Genomic DNA, 19,245 nt, shown 5'->3' with positions numbered 1-19,245 from the left:
AGTTCTTACCGGAAGACGAAGAAGGTGACCGCCGCGCCACCCGCTCCGAGCAGGAGCGCGATGAAACCGGCCGCCAGCGGGTGGCGGAACCAGCTGCGGTTGTAGTCGAGCGCGGCGCGGCCGGGTCCGGCGAACAGCGCCGCGAACGCCATGCCCGCGAGCGCCAGTTCGAGCTCCACGCCGTTGGGACCGAAGAAGCCGCCCTTGTACTGCAGAGCGATGACGTTGGCCATCACCGCGAGCAGGCCCGCCGCGGCCAGCGGCGTGAAGAGGCCGAGCACGAGCAGGCCACCGCCGGCCAGTTCGGTGACGCCGGTGACCCAGGCGAGGACCACGGACTCGCGGTAGCCCATCTTCTCCAGCGACTGCGCGAAGCCGTTGATGCCGGGGCCGCCGAAGAGCCCGAAGACCTTCTGCAGGCCGTGCAGCACGAAGATGCCGCCGAGCACCGCGCGCAGACCGAGCAGGCCGATGTCGGGTCCGGCCGTCCAGCCGAACTTCTTGCGGTCGTCGCCGAAGATGTCGTCGTCCCGGTCGTCCACAGTGGACGTCTCCAGCGGCGTGTAGCCCGAGTTGTCGAACGCCTTCGTCGACGAGTCGTACGACTGGACGGTGTCCCCGTCGACTCTGGCCGTCCCGTCGTCGAAGTGGTGCACTCCCCCTCCGCTGCTCGAATAGAACGAGTCGTCGGAGAAAGCGCTCGAACTCGTCGAGCCTTTGTCGTGAGTAGCCACGCCCGCACGCTAGGAGACCTCGTGCGGGCGCGCGAGAGCCGAACGGCAGCCCAGGTTCACCCGGACGGACTAGCGCACTCCTAGTACAAGCCGTTCACAAGGTTGCGAGGGCGCTCTCCTGCACCGTACCTGGAGATTTCCGAGGCGGCGATCGCGTAGGCGCGTTGTGCGTGCCCCGTGCAGGATCCGGCCACGTGCGGGGTCAGCAGCAGGCCCGGCGCGGTCCACAGTGGATGATCGGCCGGCAGGGGTTCGGGGTCGGTCACGTCGAGGGCTGCGCGCAGTCGCCCGGAATTCAGTTCGGCGAGCAATGCGTCCGTGTCCACGACGGGGCCGCGCGCGCCGTTGACCAGGATCGCGTTGTCCTTCATCGCGGCCAGGAACTTGGCGTCGACGAGGTGGCGGGTCTCCTCGGTCATCGGCGTGAAGATCACGACCGCGTCGAACTCCGGCAGCAACGACGGCAGCTCGTCCTGGCCGTGCACGCCGTCCCTGGCGGTGCGGCCGACCATCGTCGCCGTGGCGTCGAACGGTTCGAGCCGCTTCCGAAGCTGCTCCCCCAGGTCGCCGGCGCCGACGATCAAGACCTTCTTGTCCTGCAAGGTGTCCGTGAGGTGGTAGTCCCAGCGGCCCTCGGCGCGAGCCCGTTCGAAAACGAGGAAGTCTCGGTATATCGCGAGCAACGCGCCGATGGCCCACTCCGCGGTGCTGCCGCCGTGCGCGCCCCGGCACGTGGAAAGCATCACACCTTCCGGCACCTTGCCGACGAAGTTCTCCGCGCCGGCGCTGAGCAACTGCACGAGTTTGAGGTTCGGCAACTGCGCGAACACCTCGCGCGGGTCGGTGCCCGCGAGGAACCTGGGCACCAGGACCTCGGCGTTCAGCGCGTCGGACGGCAACGGCTCCCCCGGCACGTAACGAACCGGCCGGACACCGTCCACCTGGGACAGCGCTTGAACTCCGAAATCATCTGGCACGAGCACGGTGAGCGTCACCAGAGCAAAGTACGTCAGAATGTCTGTCATGCGGGAGCACGACGTCATCGCGTGGGACGGCACGAAGATCCGAGCGTGGCAGGGACCGGGTGAGGGAACACCGGTGCTGCTGTGCCCCGGCGTGGGTTCCGGCCCCGAGTCGTGGCCGTCGCTGACCGACCGCGGTGGCCTGCTCAGCTGGTACATGCGCGGCACCATGGGCTCCGACCGGCCGGTCGACGAGCGCAGCATCTCGCTGGACGACCACGTGTCGGACGCGCTCGCCGTGCTGGACGACGCGGGCATCGAGCGGTGCGTCGTCATGGGCTGGTCGATGGGCGTGACGATCGCGGCCGAGCTGGCGTTGCGTCATCCGGAACGCGTGGCGGGCCTGCTGCTCGTCGCGGGCGCGCCGGGCGACTCGTTCGACGCCATGCTGCCGCTGGTGCCCAGGAACGTCCGGCGGCTCGTCGGGCTCACCAGCGCGAAGCTGCTGCAGCAGGCCGGTCCGGTGCTGGACAAGGTGCTGCACCGCCTCCCGGTGACGGACGCGACGACGTTCCTGTTGCGGCACAGCGGCGTGATCAAGCCGAGCAGCGACCCGAAGGCCGTCACGCACGCGGTGAGCCGGTTCCTGCAGCACGACTGGCGCTGGTACTTCACGCTGGCGCTCGCGCTGGGCGAGACACCGCGCCAGGACCTCACCCCGATCGTGTGCCCCGTCACACTGCTGGCCGGTCGCGACGACCTGCTGGCGACGACGGAGAGCATGTCCGGACCCGTCGGCGCGCTGCCCCAGGCGCGGCTGCGCGTGCTGCCGTGCAGCCATTACCTGCCGCTGGAGGCGCCAGAGGTGGTGGCCGCCGAACTCGATCTCCTGCTCGACCGGGTCCGGTCGGTCGACTTCGCCACTTCCGAGGCGTTCACTTCGGGCTCACGGTCGCGCACCTAACCTGGGAGCCGTGGTTCGTTCCGTCGCGTTGCTGACCGCCGTCTGCCTGCTGGCAGGGGGCTGTGCGAGTTTTCCCGACGAGCCGGCGCCCACCCAGTGGAGCGCCCAGCCACAGCTGACCCCGCAGGCAGGCCCGAAGCCCGAGCTGCCGGGCGAGTACCGCCCGACGCCGGGCGATCCCGGCCGCAACCCGGCGCCGCAGAGCGTGCCGCCGCCGCAGGGCTGCAAGGACTACCACCCCGCCGTCGTGGCGACGTGCCTCAACACCGTCACGGGGGTCGCCCCGATCGGCGCCGACGCCCAGGGCGGCGTCGCGGCGTACGCGACCGAACGCGGCGGGCGCCTGGTCAAGGTCACCAAGGACGTCGACCCCGTCGTGATCGCCCAGATGGAGGTCGACGCGTCGACCGACGGCGGGCTGACGGGGCTCGCGTTGTCTGCGACGTTCGCCGAGGACCAGCTCGCGTACGTCTACGTGACCACCGCGACGGACAACCGGGTGCTGCGCATCGCGCCTGGTGACACGCCCAAGCCGATCCTCACCGGCATCCCGAAGGGGCCCTCCGGCAACCGCGGTGTGCTGGCGAGCGACCGCAAGGGCGCGATCCTCGTCGCGACCGGTGACGCCGGGAACCCCGCGCTCGCCGCCGACCCGAACTCGCTGGCGGGCAAGGTGCTGCGGATCGACGGTTCCGGCCAGCCAGCCCAGGGCAACCCGACGGCCGGCAGCACGGTCGTCTCGTCCGGGCTGCGGCTGCCCGGCGGTCTGTGCGTCTCGGCCGACACCTCGAAGATCTGGGTGACGGACTGGGCCGCCAGCGGCGACGTGGTCTACCGCGTCGTCCCGGGCAAGCTCGGCGAGGTCGCGTGGGCGTGGCCGGACCGGCCCGGTGTGATGGGCTGCTCGTCGTTCTCGGACCAGCTGTCCGTGGCGACGTCCAAGACGCCCGGCTACCAGTCGTTGTCGATGAACTCCGCCGGCGCCTTCACCGGGAAGCCGGAGGTAGCGATGGCGGAGGACGGCTTCGGCCTGCTCGGCCCGATGGAGATGCTGAACGAGTCGGCGTCGCTGGTCGGCACGGTCAACAAGAACGGCGGCCAGCCCGTCTCGTCCGACGACCGGGTCGTCATCATCGTGCGGCCGAACAACGGCGGCGGCACTAAGGACTGAGAGCGAACGCCTCTCCTCCCGCACGCCACCAGCGCGCGTAGACCTCGCTCTCCTCGACCAGCTTCAGGTATCCCGCGCCGACCTGTTCGCACAGGCCGTCGATCTCCTCGGCGACCGGCGCGTCCGTGCGCCAGGCCAGCACGACCTCGCGCACCAGCGGGTTCCCTGCGATCGGCAGGCGGGCGACGCCGGGCGGGGTGCCGCCGACCGGGTAGAGCGGGCACACCGCGCCGGACTCCCTGATCAGCGTCAGCACGACGTGCGCCTCACTGCTGAAGTGCGCGATCCGTTGCTCGAACCCGACGGCCGCGCACTCACGGGCGAAGTGGGCGTTCATGCCGCTGTCGTCGGGCTCGGGCATGACCCACTTGTCGTCGGCCAGCGCCTCGAGTCCGATCTCGGCTTCCTGCGCCTGGGGATGCTGTTCGGGCACGCCGGCGAACAGCGGTTCGCGGGTGAGCAGGCGGTGTCCGACGTTCGGCGGCAGTGTCAGCGGAGTACCGGGAAATTGACGCATCACCGCGATGTCGAGTTCGCCGGTGGTGAGCAACGCCGTGAGCGTGCCCGTCTCCTTGATGGTGCGACTCGTGACGTTGTCCTTTAACGCGCCGACGAGTAGTCCGAAGTGATAGGCGGGGATTCCCGCGAGCCTGGTAGGGGCGCTGGAGCTTTGCGTGTTACGGCGCGTTACGCGTTCGAGCGTGACGAGCTGAGTGAGCATCGACCGCGCCTCCTGCACGAAATCCTGGCCGGTCGGCGTGAGCTTGACGCCATCGGCCGTGCGCAGGAACAACGTGCCGCCCAGATGGTCCTCGATGCGTTTGAGCTGCGTCGTCACCGCGGGCTGGGTGAGGTGCAGGCGGGCGGCGGCCTTGCGCAGGCTGCCGCAATCGGCGATCGCCACGACCAGTTCGAGATGCCGCACTTCCAGACGCATGCGCCCGATGTTATCGCTCAATGTAATAGGGCCAACACCCTTCGCTATCTCGCGTGAGACGTGACGGTCTCGATACGTTCGGTCACGTGATGGAATTGGCCGAGCGCCCGACGCGCACCGACGCGGTGTTGTTTTCGGATCGCGCTGTGAAAACGTTTTTGGAGGCCGCGTCCGCCGAATACTCGTTCATCACCGAGGATGAACCGAGACCGTGTTTCGCGGTGCTGCTCGGCCGGTCCGCCGGCACCGAGGCCGTGGTGTCGGAGGTGGCGTTCGGCCGCAACGCGCGGCTGACGGACCCCTCGGCACGCGAGGAGTTCGCGTCGACGATCGTGCCGCGGTTCGGCACGGCGTACGAGAACCCGGTGCGGGCCTGGTGGCTGGATCCGGCCGACCTGCTGACGATCACGCGCGCGGCGGATGCCAGGGACCTGGACGTGCTCGGCTCGATCCACCTGCACCCGGACTGGCACCGGCTCGGGCCCGAGTGCGAGCGGAACAAGCCGTTGAGCGACAGCCCGACGCCGATGGACGAGCACATGTTCCGCAACAGCGGATGGCCCGTGAACGTCGTCTGCTACCTCGAACGCCGCCATGGCGGTCTCTACTACTCGCTTGCCGCATGGGACTCCGAGTGCCTGCGCCTGCCGTTGAGGACGAACCACTCATGACCGAACAGATCTACTCGTTGTGGCAACGCATGGAGCAGGGCTGGGCCGTCGGTGACGGCGCCGCGTTCGCGTCCGTCTTCGCCGAGGACGTCGACTTCGTGACCGTGCGCGGTGAGGAGCTGTTCGGGCGGCGCGCGGTGGCTCTGGGGCACTCCCAGCTCTTCGCGGGGCCGTACCGCGACACCAAGCTGACCGCGGAGATCAGCCTGATCAGGCCGTTGACCGACACCGTCTCGGTCGTGCACGTCACGTCGTCCATCGCCCCGGCGGGCATCACCACCCACGCGCAGGCCGTCGTCGTGCGGCGCGAGGACGGATGGGAGATCGCCGCGTTCCACAACATGATCCCGAAGGGACTGTCATGACCAGGCCACGGTTGCGGCACATCGCGTTCGTCGTGCAGGACGCGAAGGAGATGGCCGACTTCTACACGTCGAAGTTCGGGATGTCGTTGTTCCACACGGATCCCGACGGCAGCCACTTCGTCACCGACGGGTACCTCAACCTGGCGTTGATCCAGCAGCGGCTCGACGGCGACGTGCCGACCGGCTTCAACCACTTCGGGTTCCAGGTCGAGGACGTGGCTCCGTTCCTGGAGACGCTGGAACCGCGGCCTGCTCTGCGGGGCGGGGACCGGCCGTTCGCGGAGTACCGGGCGATCGATCCCGAGGGCAACTGGTTCGACCTGTCGGCGCACGGCTTCCTGCCGCCCGGAGTGTCCTGACCAGGGGTTTCCTGACCAGGGGTTTCCGAGATCGCTGACCGGGAACCCCCATGTGGGGTACAGCGAGTGGGGCGGGGAGGTCTTGTCGGGGCTCCCCGCCCCGTTCTCCGCTAGCGCGTGCCCGTCCAGAAGAGGGCCCGCGCGACCTGGGCGTACAGGCCCTTCGGGTGGTTGCGGAACATCGGTTCCGTACCGAAGAGGACGACCTTCGCCCCGTTGGCCGCCGTGCCCGACACAACCGCCGCCTGACCCGCCGCCGCGTCCTGCCCGCCGGTGCCGTTGTCGCGTGCGTGCCAGTGACCCGAGGCGATCACCGTGCTGCCGTAGCGCTGTTCGACCGTCACGCCCGTGCCGAGGTTCGTGAACCACTGCGGTGCGTAGACGAACGAGTGCGGCAACGCGTTGGTGCCGATCGGACCCGTGCCGTTGACGACGTTCACCACGCCGTTGGCGTCCTCCCAACCGGCCGTGGGCGTGGCCTGCAGGAGCTTGGCGTCGGTGTTGAACTTGCTGCCCGTCGCGCCGCGCGTGACGACACCACCGCGCTTGAGGAACTCGTCCAGCGCGGCCTTGGCAGTGGCGTTGAGCTGGGTGTGGTTCAGGCCCGCGCCCACGTACAGCGCGTCGATCCGCGACCAGTCGAAGCCCGCGTTCAGCACCGCCGTGGAGATCGTGCGGACGTCGAACCCGGACTCGCGCAGCACCTGCAGTTCGTCGGCGGACACGGCGGCCGCGATCACCTTGCGCTGCAACGCCTGACCACCTGGCTTGGCGGTCGTGAAGCGCACGCCGTAGCGGTCGGCGACCTCCTTCGCGGCGGCCCTTTCGTTCGCCGGGACGACGATCGTGCCGTCGTCCTGGCGGCGCAGGCCGAGACCGCGCGACAGCAGGTCGTTGACGGCGCTGACGTCCTTCTGGTCGGTCAGCGCGAGGGCGAGGTCGGCACCCGGCGCGGCGTCGACGTTCCCGGTCGGTGCGGCGGCCACGACCGGCTTGCCGTCGAAGCGGAACTGGCCGTCCTTGAAGATCTCGACCGACGCGCCCCAGAGCAGGCGGTGGCTCCAGCCGGAGATGTCGTACATGACCGGCGCCTTGTCGGAGATGTCGCTGCCCTGCTCCAGCATCACGTTCGCGAGGCCGCGCTTGGGCTGGTGCATGTCCACGACGTACGACCCGGCCGGATAACGCTTACCGCCCAGGGTGAAGGGCTTTTCCGCCCGTTCGACCCGCACGTCGTGGCGGACCAGCTGGTCGACGAGCCGTGCGGCGGCGGGTGCCGACCGTTCCGCGGTGATCACGTAGGCGCGCGGGAACTCCGTGCTGAAGCGGTCTTCCGGCCCGAAGCCGGGGACGAAGCCGTCCGGGATGTAGCGCTGCTTCTCACCGGCCGCGCCGCGGCGGAACATCTCCGTCTGGTTCGCGATCAGGCCGCGCCGGTTGTCGTCCACGTAGTCGAGCGTGGTCTTGATGGTGGCCTCGACGACGTCGGTGTTGATCTTCGAACGCCGTTGCAACTCCGTCGCGGGCAGGGTCTCGTAGGCCTGCCGGTTGACCTGCTGCGGGATCTCGATCGTGTACGAGACGGCACCGTGGTACATCGAGTACTGCGCGGTGTAGATGGGCGCCCAGCCGTCCCACTCGCCGACCGGGTAATCGCGGAACGGGATCTCCGGCTTCGCCGCCTCGGGATGTCCGAGCGCCTGCACGGCCTTCTCCATCTGCAGGCCGCCCGCGTAACCGTGCTTGATGTACAGGTCGAAGTCGTAGTTCTGGCCGTGCGGCGGCGTGGTCGGCTCGATCAGCGTGTTCGTCACGTAACCGTGCTCGTCCAGCATCATCAACGGCTGGGTGCGCTCCACCATGTCCTGCATGGCCCGGTTCTCGGGCTGGGAGCTCGTGACGAAGTCGCGGTTGAGGTCGAACCCGGCGTTGTTCACGCGCGTGCCGGCGACACGGCCGTCCGGGTTCGCCGTGAGGTTGAAGTAGACCCTGCTGCGCTGCAACAGGTTCCTGGTCTCGGCATCGTTGCTGGTGGCGAGGTGCTCGATGACGCGCAGCGCGCCGTCCGTGCCCTCCCACTCGTCGCCGTGGATGTTGTTGTTGATCCAGATCGGCGCCTTGTACAGCCCCGCGGGGACGTTGCGGCCCTCTTCGATGGTGGCGCGGAACCGTTCCTGGATCCGGGTCTCCGTCGCGCTCTCCGGCGCGGTCAGCGTGACCAGGTACAGGTCGCGCCCGAGCCCCGACTGGCCGACGACCTCGACGGAGATCCTGTTGCTCTTCTGCTGCAACGCGTTCAGCTTCGGCGCGAGCGAGTGGTACGGCGCGAGGCCGAGCTTGATGGACTTGTCGGCCGTGTTCTCCGGGTACGTCCGCAGCTTCGTCCGGCGCGGATAACCCTGGTGTCTGTCGGCCTGGTTCTCCCCCTGAGCCAGCACGGACTGCGCTTGGAAAGCGTTGTCCAGAGTGGCGATCTCGTTGCGCTCAGGCCCGTTGCCAGGCTCTCGATCCGGACTCGACGGTTGCGCTGTTCCGGTTGCGGGCGCGGCCACCACCGCGGTCACCGCCAGGAGAACAGCGAGCAGAGTTCTGCGCATGCGGTCGTTTCTCGCACAACGGCCCGCGTACCGACTAGAGCCGATAGGCGGGCCGTTGTATCCCCTCGGTCAAGACCTGTGCCGTCGAGAGTGGCACAGCTCCAGACGTGCGGCGAGAAAAGTTCACCAACCTCACCAGCCAAATGGGGCACAAATAACCGCTGACCAGCGCGTTCATTTCACCGAACGACGCACAACCACTCGAACGGCCTAGCCAGAACCCAGACAGAGGAACGGCCGGCGGAACGGGTCCTTCGCCATCGCCTCGGCCAACGCCACCGCCGGCGCGGCCCCGGCGACCAATGCCCGGTGGTAGTCGGCCATGGCCGCCGCGCTCACCTCGTCCCCCACCTTGCTGGCCGCGGCGACCACCGTCCGGGTACCGCCCGCCAGCATCGCGCCCGCAAAGCCGAGCGCCTCGTCCCCCGGCCGGATCCGATTCAACGCCAGCGAGCACGCGGCCAGCACGACGTGCGCCGGAGGCGTCCGGAGCCGGCCGAGCTCGTGCGCGAACAACGGTCCGTCGGCCAGTTCGAGCCGCGAGAACAACGCGTTCTCGTTCTCGTGCTCACCGTGGGCCGCGACGTGCACAAGGTCTGCGCCGTCGAGATGCGCGAGCACCTCCGCCGCGGTCGCGTCCTCCCCCGACAGCACCATCGCCTTGTCGTGATGGGCGGCGAGCCGATCCAGCTCACCATCCGCGAACTGCAGGCCGGGTCCCCTGACGAGCAGCACGCGGTCGGTTCGCGGCTTGTCGGACTGCGCCGCCGCCAGCCAGGCCGTCGCGCTGGGCGCCGTGACGACGGGCCGTCCGTGCAGGCTCGGGATGACGCCCCACGGCACCGCGTAGAGCGTGCCGGTCGGCACCACGACCAACTCTCGTTCGCCGATGAGGTGGATCAACGGCTTGATCAGCATCGCATCGAGCGCATCAGCCTGCTTGCGCGCCGAAGCCCCGATGACCTGCACCAGCGGTGCCGGCAGGTGGTCAGGTGCCAGCGCGTTGAGATCGATGTGGAGCTTCCGCGCGCTCTCCAGCGCCTCGGTCGCGTCCCCGAGCCGGACCATCCGCACGTGGCCGCCCGCGATGACGACGGCAGCGATCCCGTCACCCGACACCACGAAGCTGACCATCGCCCGCTCGCCCAGTTCCGCGATCACCTCGGCGAGCCCGGCCATCGGGCGCGGCCTGCCCCAGCGCTGCGCGTTCCACCCGAGCTGGTTCGCTTCCCGCTGCGCCTTGGCCAGTTTGTTGCGCAGATCGCTGGTCGACCTGCCGTCCAGACCCGCACGCATCAGGTCACGGCCCAGCCCGCGCACCTCCACGATCCGCTCGGCCAGCTCGGTGTTCTCCACGTGCTCCAGTGGTTCGTAGCGATAGGTCTGGGCTCGCGTGCGTTCCAGCCACACGAACAGCTGCCGCGCGTCGTTGCTCTCCTGCACCAGCCGGATCGCGAGCTCGCCCAGCTCCCGGCCGTGCACGGCGGTCGCCGACACCAGCTCGAGCCCGCCGAGCTGATCGCGCACCTTGCCCAGCTCGTCCAACCCGCTGCGCGCGTGCAGCAGCGCGGACCGACGATTGCCCTTGGCCAGAGCCAGTTCGGCGAGCACCAGTCTGCGCTGCATGCGGTGGTCGATCGGCGTCACGGCGCGGGGGCCGGGGAGCTGCCGGAGCAGTTCCTCACCCTCGGCAAGTCTGCGACGGCGTACTTCGAGCCGCGCCGCGAGCAGTTTCGCCAGCCGGGCCTCGTCCACGAGGCGGTTCGCGGCCAGTTGGTCGGAGAGCGTCAACGCCTTCTGAACCAATGCGTTGGTGACGCGCTTGGCCTGCATGGCGTGTGCCCAGAGCTCGATCAACGCCGCCATCATCCACCAGGTGCTGCCGCGCTTCTCCAGCTTGCGCTGGGAGCGCTTCGCCATCCGCCGGGCCAGATCCAGCTGATAGTCGAGCAGGGCCGCCGACGCGCGGAACATCTCGACCTCGGCCACGTCCTGGTGGCGCTTTTCCTTGCGCATCACCGGCAACGCCTCGTCGAGGTGCCGACCGGCCTCATCGGACAGTCCGACCATGAGCATCAGCTCTGCCCTGTCGAACTGAACACCGACCAGCAATGACGTCGGCCCGTGCGCGCGGAGGAATCGCTCTGCTTCCTCATAGCGACGCAATGACTCCGCCAAGTCACCACTTTGCTTGTAAGTGTTCGCGAGGGCGTGCAGCGTGTACGAGTAAAGATCGTCCAGCTGGAATTCGCGTGAGAGAGCACTTGCGCGTTCGAGGTCGGCGATAGCGGCCTCACGCCTGCGGACCGCCCCATTGGCGAAGGCCCTGGCGATCAAGGAAGACGCGAGACGCCGGACCAGTTCCGAATCGACCTGGTCTGGCGCCGTCTTCATCTCGTGCTCGACGAAGGAGATCATCGGGCCGAACCACTGGACGGCCTGCTCGGGCTGACCGAGCCGCATGACGACCCCGCCCTGGCTGTGGTCGATGCACCCGTTCAGCAACGCACGCAGCTTGGCATCGGCCAGAAGGGCGGCCCCCCGGCGAGCCTCGTCGAAAGTCGCGACCGCGACCTTCAAGCCGCTGGTCTCGCCGAGGCTGCGCCCGAGGTTGTAGAGGATGCGCACCCGCAGCTCCGTCCGTTCCGGACTGTCTGGTGCGCGATCAGCGTGCTCGAGAGCACGGTTGAAGAGCCGGATGGCAGCGGGAGCCCGATAGTTCTCCTGCTCGCGGAATCCGCTCATGTACAACTCGCGCGCTCTGTTCAAGGCACGAGCGGGCATGTGATCATCACACCACACGCCCCCTTACGGCGCTGTCCGCCAACCAGGCGCTGGCCTGATCGACGGACAGAGCGGAGTGTGACTAGCCGGACACTTCCTGCTTGGCCAGGTTGTCCGGGTGCTTCGGGCAGTCCGCCTCGTGCTCGAAGGAGCCCACCAGCGTCTGGCCCGGAGGGAGACCGCAGCACTGCGTCTCCAACGGCGGATCCTCGGGCTGCGGAGTCTTGTCCTTGCGATCGTCGTCACCGTCCAACAGGTCCTTGACCTTGTCGACGATGTTTGTGAACAAACCTTCGTGCTGGCCACTCATGAGGTTTCCCCCCTCGTTTGGACTATTTACTTCTCATCCCCCCAGATGAGTTGCAGCAAGAGAGTGGCACACACGGCTACACACATACGTCTCATTTAGCTAACAGCCACTCAGTCGGCCTAAGATCACAAAGGGCCACCTGCACGAACAGGTGACCCTTTGTGATTTTTATGGCGAATGTGTATCTACGAGCAGCGTGCGAGCACGATCTCGCGCACGCGGGCCGCGTCGGCCTGGCCCTTGGTGGCCTTCATGACCGCTCCGACGATGGCGCCGGCGGCCTGGACCTTGCCGTCGCGGATCTTCTGCGCGATGTCCGGCTGGGCGGCCAGAGCCTCGTCGACGGCCTTCTCCAGCGCCGAGTCGTCCGAGACGACCTTGAGGCCGCGCTTCTCGATGACGTCTTCCGGGGAGCCTTCGCCCTCCAGGACGCCGTTGACGACCTCGCGGGCGAGCTTGTTGGTCAGCGTGCCCGCGTTCACCAGCTCGATGACCTTCGCGACCTGGGCCGGGGTGATGGCGAGGTCGGTGACCTCGACGCCCTTCGAGTTGGCCTGCTGCGCGAGGTACGACACCCACCAGGAGCGGGCCTCGTCCGGCTTCGCGCCCGCCTCGACCGTCGCGATGATGACGTCCAGCGCGTTGGCGTTGACCAGGTCGCGCAGGACCTCGTCGGTGAGGTTCCAGTCCTTCTGGATGCGCGCGCGGCGCTCCCAGGGGAGCTCGGGCAGGGTGAGGCGCAGTTCCTCGACCCACTCGCGCGACGGTGCGATCGGGACCAGGTCGGGCTCCGGGAAGTAGCGGTAGTCCTCCGCCGTCTCCTTCTTGCGGCCCGCCGACGTCGAGCCCGAGGACTCGTCGAAGTGACGGGTCTCCTGGGTGACCTCGCCGCCGGACTCCAGCACCGCGGCCTGACGCGTCATCTCGAAGCGGACAGCGCGTTCGACGCTGCGCAGCGAGTTGACGTTCTTGGTCTCGGTGCGGGTGCCCAGCGCGCCGGTGGTCTTCGGCGAGAGCGAGACGTTCGCGTCGCAGCGCAGCGAGCCCTGGTCCATGCGGACGTCGGACACGTCGAGCGCCTTGAGCAGGTCGCGCAGGGCCGTCACGTACGCACGGGCGACCTCGGGGGCGCGTTCCTTGGTGCCCGGGATCATCTTCGTGACGATCTCGATCAGCGGCACGCCGGCGCGGTTGTAGTCGAGCAGCGAGTGCTCGGCGCCGTGGATGCGACCGGTGGCGCCGCCGACGTGCAGCGACTTGCCGGTGTCCTCCTCCATGTGCGCGCGCTCGATCTCGACGCGGATGACCTCGCCGTCGTCCAGCGTCACGTCGAGCCAGCCGTTGAACGCGATCGGCTCGTCGTACTGCGACGTCTGGAAGTTCTTCGGCATGTCCGGGTAGAAGTAGTTCTTCCGCGCGAACCGGCACCACTCGGCGATCTCGCAGTTGAGCGCGAGGCCGATGCGCATCGCGGACTCGATCGCCTTCGCGTTCACCACCGGCAGCGCGCCCGGCAGGCCGAGGCAGATCGGACAGGTGTTCGTGTTCGGCTCGCCGCCGAAGACGTTGGCGCAGCCGCAGAACATCTTCGTGTTGGTGTGCAGTTCGACGTGCACTTCCAGGCCCAGGACGGGGTCGTACTTCTCGACGACCTCGTCGTAGTCCATCAGCTCAACCAGAGAGGTCATGCCAGGTCGTCCTTCCGCAGAGCGCGCGCGGCCAGCGCCGCACCGGTGACCGCCACGGCGATGCTCGCGATCGCGTTCGCCAGCAACAGCTTGTCGTTCTTCGCACGAGCGTTCCGGAAGCCGGAGAACGCTCCCACAGCGCCCGCGACGGCACCGGCGAGACCGAGGAGTCCCTTTGCCTTCTTGATGTTCACAGCGACGGACCTCCGAACGCGCCGCGCGCGGCCTCGTAGGCCGCGGCCACCCGGTACATGCGGTGGTCCTGCAGCGCCGGAGCCATGATCTGCAGACCGACCGGCATTCCGTCCTCATCGGACAGACCGCTCGGCACGCTCATGGCAGGGGTGCCCGCGAGGTTCGCGGGAATCGTGCAGAGGTCGGCCTTGTACATGGCCATCGGGTCGTTCGCGCGCTCGCCGATCTTGAACGCCGTGGTCGGCGTGGTCGGGGAGATGAGCACGTCGAACTTCTCGAACGCCTTCGCGAAGTCCTGCGTGATCAGCGTGCGGACCTTCTGGGCCGAGCCGTAGTACGCGTCGTAGTAACCGGACGACAGCGCGTACGTGCCGATCATGATGCGGCGCTTGACCTCGGGGCCGAAGCCGGCCTCGCGGGTCAGCGACATGACCTCCTCGGTGCTGCGCGAGCCGTCGTCGCCGACGCGCAGGCCGTAGCGCATGGCGTCGAACCGGGCGAGGTTCGACGAGCACTCGCTCGGCGCGATGAGGTAGTACGCCGGCAGCGCGTAGTCGAAGCTCGGGCACGACACGTCCGCGATCTCCGCGCCGAGCTCCTTGAGCTGCGACACGGCGGCCTCGAAGCTGCGCGCCACGCCCTGCTGGTAGCCCTCGCCGCTGAACTGCGTGACGACACCGATGCGCAGGCCGGACAGATCACCGTTGAGACCCTCGCGGGCCGCGGCGACGACCGGCGGCACCGGCGCGTTGATGGACGTGGAGTCCATGTGGTCGTAGCCGGCGATGACCTCGTGCAGCAACGCGGCGTCGAGCACCGTGCGCGCGCACGGACCCGCCTGGTCCAACGAGCTGGAAAACGCGACGAGGCCGTAGCGCGACACACCGCCGTAGGTGGGCTTCACGCCCACGGTGCCGGTGACAGCGCCGGGCTGACGGATCGAGCCGCCGGTGTCGGTGCCGATCGCGAGCGGGGCCTGGAACGCCGCGAGCGACGCCGACGAGCCACCGCCGGAGCCGCCGGGGATGCGGTCGAGGTCCCACGGGTTGTGCGTGGGACCGTACGCCGAGTTCTCGGTGGACGAACCCATGGCGAACTCGTCCATGTTCGTCTTGCCGAGGATGACGACGCCGGCTTCCTTGAGCTTGCGCGTCACCGTGGCGTCGTAGGGCGGGATCCAGCCTTCGAGGATCTTGGAACCGACCGTGGTCGGCACGCCCTCGGTCGTGATGACGTCCTTGAGCGCCAACGGCACGCCGGCGAGCGGGGACACCTGCTCACCGGCCTTGACGGCCGCGTCGACCTTGCGGGCCTGCGCGAGCGCGCCCTCGGTGTCGACGTGCAGGAACGCGTGGACCTTCGCGTCGGTCTCGGCGATGCGGTCCAGGTGGGCCTGCGTGACCTCGACACTGGAGATCTCGCCGCTGTGGATCTTCGCGGCGAGTTCGGCCGCGGTGGCGTGGATCAGGTCGTTGGTCATGCTTCCTCACCCAGGATGCGGGGCACGCGGAACCGGCCGTCCTCGGCCTCAGGAGCGCCGGAGAGCGCCTGCTGCTGACCGAGGCTCGGACGGACCACGTCCTCGCGGAAGACGTTGGTCAGCGGAACGGCGTGCGACGTCGGCGGGATGTCGGCCGTGGCGATGTCGCCAACCGAGGCCACCGACTGGAGGATCACGTCGAGCTGTCCGGCGAACAAGTCGAGCTCGTCCTCGGTAACAGCCAGCCTGGCGAGCTTCGCCAGGTGCGCGACCTCGTCGCGGGAGATGCTGGGCACTCCTGTCAACCCCCGTAGGGTCGGGATACGAATCGGGAACCCCGTGAGTCTATGGGCTGGTCAGGCGCGCCTTCGAACGGGTTACCGGGTCTACCGTTGACTGGCACGTCAACTTAACCGTTCCGCAACGCGGACAGCGGGTCATGCGTTGACGATGCGTCTGCGAGAATCACCGACCGGCAACGGCGCAAGACGCGGGGTCTCGCGCACGAGCTATGGAGGCGTTCACCTTGTCGTTCCTGATCCGGGTCCAGCTCCCGGACCGTCCCGGCACCCTCGGCGCGGTCGCAACGGCTTTGGGCGAGATCGGGGCGGACATACTCAGCGTCGACGTGGTGGAACGCGGTTCCGGCATCGCCATCGACGACCTCGTCGTGGAGCTGCCGTCCGGCCGCCTGCCGGACACGCTGATCACCGCGGCGGAGTCCATCGAGGGCGTCGAGGTCGACGCGGTGCGCCCGTACGCGGGCATCCTCGACACCCACCGCGAACTCGAACTCGTCGAGGAGATCGCCGACGCCCCGCACAAGGGCCTCGAGGTCTTCACCGAGGGCGTCCCGAAGATCATCCGCGCCGGCTGGGCCGTCGTGGTAGGTCCCGAGGGCACCGGCATCAACCGGCTGACCTCGTCGTCCGCCGCCCCGGAGACCCGGATGGCGAACGTGCCGTGGTTCCCGCTGGAGCGCGCGACCGTGCTCGACGGCGAGGAGGACTGGGTACCGGAGACCTGGCGCGAGCTGGGCACCGAACTGGCCGCGACGCCGCTGGGCAAGCCGGACCGCGTGCTCGTCGTGGGACGTCCGGGCGGCCCGATGTTCCGCGCGGCCGAGGTGGCCCGTCTGGCGCACCTGGCCGGCATCGTCGCGGTGGTGCTCCCCGACTAGCTCGGGGCCCTGGACCTCTGCCGCCTGCGGGCCATGGCGATCAGCTCGGCGTTGTTCTTCGCCCTGCGCCCGTCGGGCATCTGAAGCGTGTCCTCCAGCCCCATGCGCACGTGGTGCTCGAGGAGCGCGCCGTAGTCGAGGACGGACCAAGCCTCGGCGTCGCGGCCGTGCACCAGGACCGGCAGGCCGAGCGATTCCACTTGGACGAGCAGGCTTTCCGCCGTGTCACGCGTCGCGCTGACCGTGATCCGGCTGACGCCTTCCGGCAGGTCCTGGAGGTCTGTCGGGCTTCCGACGACGAGTTCGACCTGCACGTTGACCCGGTGCAGCGCCTGCGCGAGATCCCGCCAGCCGGGCTGGTCCACGTGCACGCTCGCGATGTCCGGCCGCCCCGCCGCGAGCGGCGCCCAGCTGCCGATCAACGTGGCCTGGTTGCCGGGCACGTTCGTGGACACGCTGATCTCGATGCCCGGCACGGCGGCGCGGACGGTGGCGATCGTCGTCGCCACCTCAGGCCCCACCAGCGTGAGCGCGCCGATGACGTCTCTCGGATGGATGTGCACCGACGTGACGCCGAGCGCGGCGACGTCGGCCGCGTCCTCGGCGAGGCGTTCGGGGGACAACGGCAGGGCCGGGTGCTCCTCGGCTGTGCGGGAGCCGTTCAGGCAGGCTTGCAGCACACCTCATACGGTCCCACACAATCCTTCTGGCGGCGTTGCTCCAAGGGTTACCGTGAGGGCATGCGACTGGCCCTGGTGATCGCCCAAGGGAACGAGCTGGCGGTGGGCGATCTGGCGCTCGGGGTGGCCGGGTTGCTGGCGGTGGCCGGCGTCGTCGTGGTCGCGCTCAAGCGGAAGCGATGACTCGCACTGCGGAATACCGGATCTGACTCCAGAATCTGCCGTGATCGCCCCACCTCTGGAGGTATGAAGATCATGGCCATCACCGTGAACCTCGACTCGCTCCTCGACAAGGCGTACGAGGACAAGCCGCTCACCGACATCCTGGACGCCCCGGTCGACGCGCTGCAGGGCGTGAGCCCCGGCGACGCGGAGAAGCTCAAGGCCGCCTTCAACATCAAGACCGTGCGTGATCTGGGCACCAACAAGTACTTCCGCGCGGCCGTGACGTTGCTCGACCTGGAGGCGACGGCTCGTTAGAGCACGATGCGGTAGTGGACGAACGGCGTCTTCTCCGCGACCTGGTCGTAGAGCTTGCGAGCGGTCTCGTTCCACTCGCTGGTGTGCCAGTAGACGCGGGCGCAGTTCTGCTCTTTCGCCCATGCCGTCACCGCCTCGATGAGCGCGCGGCCGACGCCCCGGCCGCGCGCCCCGGGGGCGGTGAAGAGGTCCTGCAGGTAGCAGACGTCCGGTCCGGACGTGCTGGGGTGCTTGAAGAAGTGCGTGATGCCGACGACCTTGTCGTCGTCGCGAGCGCATAGGGCGTGGATGTTTTCGTTGGCTTGGAAGGCTTGCCACTTCTCGTCGTACGTTTCCGCTGGCAGCGTGCGTTCGTAGAACGTGTTGTAGCCCTCGAAGAGCTCCTGCCACGTGGCGCGGTCCGCGGGTTCGAGTGGGCCGATCGCGATCATGTTGATCCTTTCTGTGGTCACCCGGTTGGATGACCCTCGTGTCGACGACCCTCACCACCGAGCTGCTGCTGCACCGCGCGGGCACCAAGTCGTACTGGCGCGGCCTGACCTACCGCGAGTCGGTGCTGTCCCTGCGGGTGCACAGCCGGCACGTGGCGGCGCGGGTGCGAGGCGGTGACGACTCGGCGTACGTGGTGGAACTGTCGTGGTCGGGGACGCATCTGATGGGGGCGTGCACCTGTCCGCACGGGTCTGAGGGGTTCTTCTGCAAGCACTGCGTGGCTGTCGGGCTGGTGCTGCTGGACCGGGGCGAGACGGTGCCGCCGCCGGACGCCGAGGACGTAGAACTCAAGGACGTGCTGAGATCGCTGCCCACCGAGGTCCTGCGGGAGCTGCTGTACGAGCAGGCGGCGGGCGACCCCCAGCTGCGGTCGCGGATCATCTCAGCACTCTGACGGCCGCTGGGTTTCCGGCAGCAGCGCACAGTGCTTGTAGTGGCCGAGTGCGACGTCGGCGAGCACCCAGCCCTCGCCCGTGCGACGGAAGGTGAGCAGGTGGGGCAGGCCGTAGCCGGTGAACGGGACGGTGCCGGCCTCGGCGAAGTACAGCTCGGCATGTTCGTAGACATGTGCCACGACTGTCCGGCCGGTCTGGTCGACGTCCCACCGTTCGGCGCGCGTCTCGACCACCGCCGCCCGGTAGCGGGTGCGGGCCGACACCCTGGCCGCTTCGAGCTTCACCTCGTGCACGGCCAGCCTCGTGGCCAGCTCCGGGGTGACCGGGACGCCGAAGCCCGGCGTCTGCGGCCCGGTGGTGACCTTCTGCGCCCTGGCGTGCAGGTAGCGCTGGGCGATGCCGAGGAGCTCGCCCTGGTCGGCCTCCGCCAACGCGACCGGCGTGGCCGAGGCGCCCAGCAGCGCCGCGGCCACGAGCAGGACAGCCGTTGTTCTCACCAGCGAACCCCCATTCGCGTGCTTTCGCAGGGGTACCCCCTGACTGGGAACCCCTACATCTCAACGTACTCAGGTGGTCCGACAGTCCAGGGACACCAAGTCACACCAACCAAGCGCGAGGCCGAAGGCGAGCGGTCCTCACCGCGAGGCCGAAGGCGAGCCGTCCTCATCCGCGAAGCCGAAGGCGAGCCGTCCTTACCGAACGGCAAGGGCGGTGGGGTCCCGTCACGAGTCGCGCCATAGCTCTTGCTGCATCAGGTCAGGGGTGTCAACTCGACACGCTTTTCGTCGAGTTGACACCCCT

22 protein-coding genes are annotated in these 19,245 nt (G+C 68.5%); 9 read left to right on the top strand and 13 right to left on the bottom strand.

The window, feature by feature from the left end; translation table 11 throughout:
• Positions 1-5 precede the first annotated feature (5 nt).
• Both ACIQF0_RS47520 and ACIQF0_RS47515 read right to left on the bottom strand, forming a co-directional pair.
• The gene (locus ACIQF0_RS47520; RefSeq protein ID WP_360049098.1) at positions 6-734 is read right to left on the bottom strand and encodes a DoxX family protein; all 729 of its coding nucleotides are present in this window, start codon (positions 732-734) and stop codon (positions 6-8) included.
• An 80-nt stretch (positions 735-814) separates the two neighbouring features.
• Positions 815-1,759 (bottom strand): 2-hydroxyacid dehydrogenase, encoded by a 945-nt coding sequence (locus tag ACIQF0_RS47515; protein ID WP_401041589.1) that lies wholly within the window; start codon positions 1,757-1,759, stop codon positions 815-817.
• Between ACIQF0_RS47515 and ACIQF0_RS47510 the strand changes: the two genes are divergently transcribed.
• Together ACIQF0_RS47510 and ACIQF0_RS47505 are read left to right on the top strand one after the other, a co-directional pair.
• A complete protein-coding gene (locus ACIQF0_RS47510; RefSeq protein ID WP_401041588.1) occupies positions 1,758-2,660 on the top strand; it encodes an alpha/beta fold hydrolase in 903 nt (300 codons plus the stop codon). The genes ACIQF0_RS47515 and ACIQF0_RS47510 overlap by 2 nt on opposite strands.
• Before the next feature lie 10 nt (positions 2,661-2,670).
• The gene (locus tag ACIQF0_RS47505; RefSeq protein WP_401041586.1) at positions 2,671-3,831 is read left to right on the top strand and encodes a PQQ-dependent sugar dehydrogenase; all 1,161 of its coding nucleotides are present in this window, start codon (positions 2,671-2,673) and stop codon (positions 3,829-3,831) included.
• Here ACIQF0_RS47505 and ACIQF0_RS47500 read toward each other — a convergent pair.
• On the bottom strand, positions 3,821-4,768 hold the full coding sequence (locus tag ACIQF0_RS47500) for a LysR family transcriptional regulator (RefSeq protein WP_401041584.1): 948 nt from the start codon (positions 4,766-4,768) through the stop codon (positions 3,821-3,823). The two genes, ACIQF0_RS47505 and ACIQF0_RS47500, sit on opposite strands and share 11 nt — an antisense overlap.
• Before the next feature lie 146 nt (positions 4,769-4,914).
• Between ACIQF0_RS47500 and ACIQF0_RS47495 the strand changes: the two genes are divergently transcribed.
• Genes ACIQF0_RS47495 through ACIQF0_RS47485 form a run of 3 tightly spaced genes read left to right on the top strand, consistent with a single transcriptional unit; the run spans position 4,915 to position 6,163 of the window.
• The gene (locus ACIQF0_RS47495) at positions 4,915-5,439 is read left to right on the top strand and encodes a hypothetical protein (RefSeq protein WP_360049089.1); all 525 of its coding nucleotides are present in this window, start codon (positions 4,915-4,917) and stop codon (positions 5,437-5,439) included.
• Entirely contained in the window at positions 5,436-5,804 is a 369-nt protein-coding gene (locus tag ACIQF0_RS47490; RefSeq protein ID WP_360049087.1) for an SgcJ/EcaC family oxidoreductase, read from the top strand. Before ACIQF0_RS47495 ends, ACIQF0_RS47490 begins: the two co-directional genes overlap by 4 nt.
• On the top strand, positions 5,801-6,163 hold the full coding sequence (locus ACIQF0_RS47485) for a VOC family protein (RefSeq protein WP_360049085.1): 363 nt from the start codon (positions 5,801-5,803) through the stop codon (positions 6,161-6,163). Before ACIQF0_RS47490 ends, ACIQF0_RS47485 begins: the two co-directional genes overlap by 4 nt.
• A 110-nt stretch (positions 6,164-6,273) precedes the next feature.
• Here the strand turns inward: ACIQF0_RS47485 and ACIQF0_RS47480 are convergent, their stop codons facing one another.
• From ACIQF0_RS47480 to gatC, 7 genes are all read right to left on the bottom strand, one after another.
• A complete protein-coding gene (locus ACIQF0_RS47480; protein WP_401041581.1) occupies positions 6,274-8,760 on the bottom strand; it encodes a M14 family zinc carboxypeptidase in 2,487 nt (828 codons plus the stop codon).
• A gap of 210 nt (positions 8,761-8,970) precedes the next feature.
• Positions 8,971-11,505, bottom strand: coding sequence for a CHAT domain-containing protein (locus ACIQF0_RS47475; RefSeq protein ID WP_401041580.1), 2,535 nt, complete (start codon positions 11,503-11,505; stop codon positions 8,971-8,973).
• 121 nt (positions 11,506-11,626) lie between these two features.
• Positions 11,627-11,833 carry a hypothetical protein gene (locus tag ACIQF0_RS47470; RefSeq protein WP_401041578.1) on the bottom strand — a complete coding sequence of 69 codons (207 nt, stop codon included), beginning with the start codon at positions 11,831-11,833 and terminating at the stop codon, positions 11,627-11,629.
• Positions 11,834-12,039: 206 nt separating this feature from the next.
• Complete coding sequence (gene gatB / locus ACIQF0_RS47465) at positions 12,040-13,542, bottom strand: Asp-tRNA(Asn)/Glu-tRNA(Gln) amidotransferase subunit GatB (RefSeq protein ID WP_401041577.1); 1,503 nt, start codon at positions 13,540-13,542, stop codon at positions 12,040-12,042.
• Positions 13,539-13,736, bottom strand: a complete 198-nt coding sequence (locus ACIQF0_RS47460; RefSeq protein WP_401041575.1) for a hypothetical protein — start codon at positions 13,734-13,736, stop codon at positions 13,539-13,541. Before ACIQF0_RS47460 ends, gatB begins: the two co-directional genes overlap by 4 nt.
• A complete protein-coding gene (gene gatA / locus ACIQF0_RS47455) occupies positions 13,733-15,217 on the bottom strand; it encodes an Asp-tRNA(Asn)/Glu-tRNA(Gln) amidotransferase subunit GatA (RefSeq protein ID WP_401041574.1) in 1,485 nt (494 codons plus the stop codon). The genes ACIQF0_RS47460 and gatA overlap by 4 nt, the downstream gene beginning before the upstream one ends.
• A complete protein-coding gene (gene gatC / locus ACIQF0_RS47450) occupies positions 15,214-15,513 on the bottom strand; it encodes an Asp-tRNA(Asn)/Glu-tRNA(Gln) amidotransferase subunit GatC (protein WP_030467875.1) in 300 nt (99 codons plus the stop codon). Before gatC ends, gatA begins: the two co-directional genes overlap by 4 nt.
• A gap of 230 nt (positions 15,514-15,743) precedes the next feature.
• Between gatC and ACIQF0_RS47445 the strand changes: the two genes are divergently transcribed.
• Entirely contained in the window at positions 15,744-16,397 is a 654-nt protein-coding gene (locus ACIQF0_RS47445; RefSeq protein ID WP_177320452.1) for an ACT domain-containing protein, read from the top strand.
• On the opposite strand, the gene ACIQF0_RS47440 is transcribed toward ACIQF0_RS47445, so the two are convergent.
• Positions 16,394-17,077 (bottom strand): 3-keto-5-aminohexanoate cleavage protein, encoded by a 684-nt coding sequence (locus ACIQF0_RS47440; protein WP_401041571.1) that lies wholly within the window; start codon positions 17,075-17,077, stop codon positions 16,394-16,396. The genes ACIQF0_RS47445 and ACIQF0_RS47440 overlap by 4 nt on opposite strands.
• 60 nt (positions 17,078-17,137) lie before the next feature.
• Between ACIQF0_RS47440 and ACIQF0_RS47435 the strand changes: the two genes are divergently transcribed.
• Together ACIQF0_RS47435 and ACIQF0_RS47430 are read left to right on the top strand one after the other, a co-directional pair.
• Positions 17,138-17,260: a hypothetical protein gene (locus ACIQF0_RS47435; RefSeq protein WP_401041569.1), complete on the top strand. Its 123-nt coding sequence runs from the start codon at positions 17,138-17,140 to the stop codon at positions 17,258-17,260.
• 72 nt (positions 17,261-17,332) lie between these two features.
• Complete coding sequence (locus ACIQF0_RS47430; protein ID WP_360049077.1) at positions 17,333-17,557, top strand: hypothetical protein; 225 nt, start codon at positions 17,333-17,335, stop codon at positions 17,555-17,557.
• Here the strand turns inward: ACIQF0_RS47430 and ACIQF0_RS47425 are convergent.
• Entirely contained in the window at positions 17,554-17,988 is a 435-nt protein-coding gene (locus ACIQF0_RS47425) for a GNAT family N-acetyltransferase (protein ID WP_360049076.1), read from the bottom strand. The genes ACIQF0_RS47430 and ACIQF0_RS47425 overlap by 4 nt on opposite strands.
• Before the next feature lie 38 nt (positions 17,989-18,026).
• Here ACIQF0_RS47425 and ACIQF0_RS47420 point away from each other — a divergent pair, with 38 nt between their 5' ends.
• A complete protein-coding gene (locus ACIQF0_RS47420; protein ID WP_401041566.1) occupies positions 18,027-18,443 on the top strand; it encodes an SWIM zinc finger domain-containing protein in 417 nt (138 codons plus the stop codon).
• Here ACIQF0_RS47420 and ACIQF0_RS47415 read toward each other — a convergent pair.
• A complete protein-coding gene (locus ACIQF0_RS47415) occupies positions 18,432-18,941 on the bottom strand; it encodes a hypothetical protein (RefSeq protein WP_401041565.1) in 510 nt (169 codons plus the stop codon). The two genes, ACIQF0_RS47420 and ACIQF0_RS47415, sit on opposite strands and share 12 nt — an antisense overlap.
• Positions 18,942-19,245: the final 304 nt, after the last annotated feature.

The organism is Lentzea sp. NPDC092896, from assembly GCF_044754905.1.
Taxonomy (GTDB): Bacteria; Actinomycetota; Actinomycetes; order Mycobacteriales; family Pseudonocardiaceae; genus Lentzea.
This window is presented reverse-complemented; position numbering and strand designations above follow the sequence as displayed.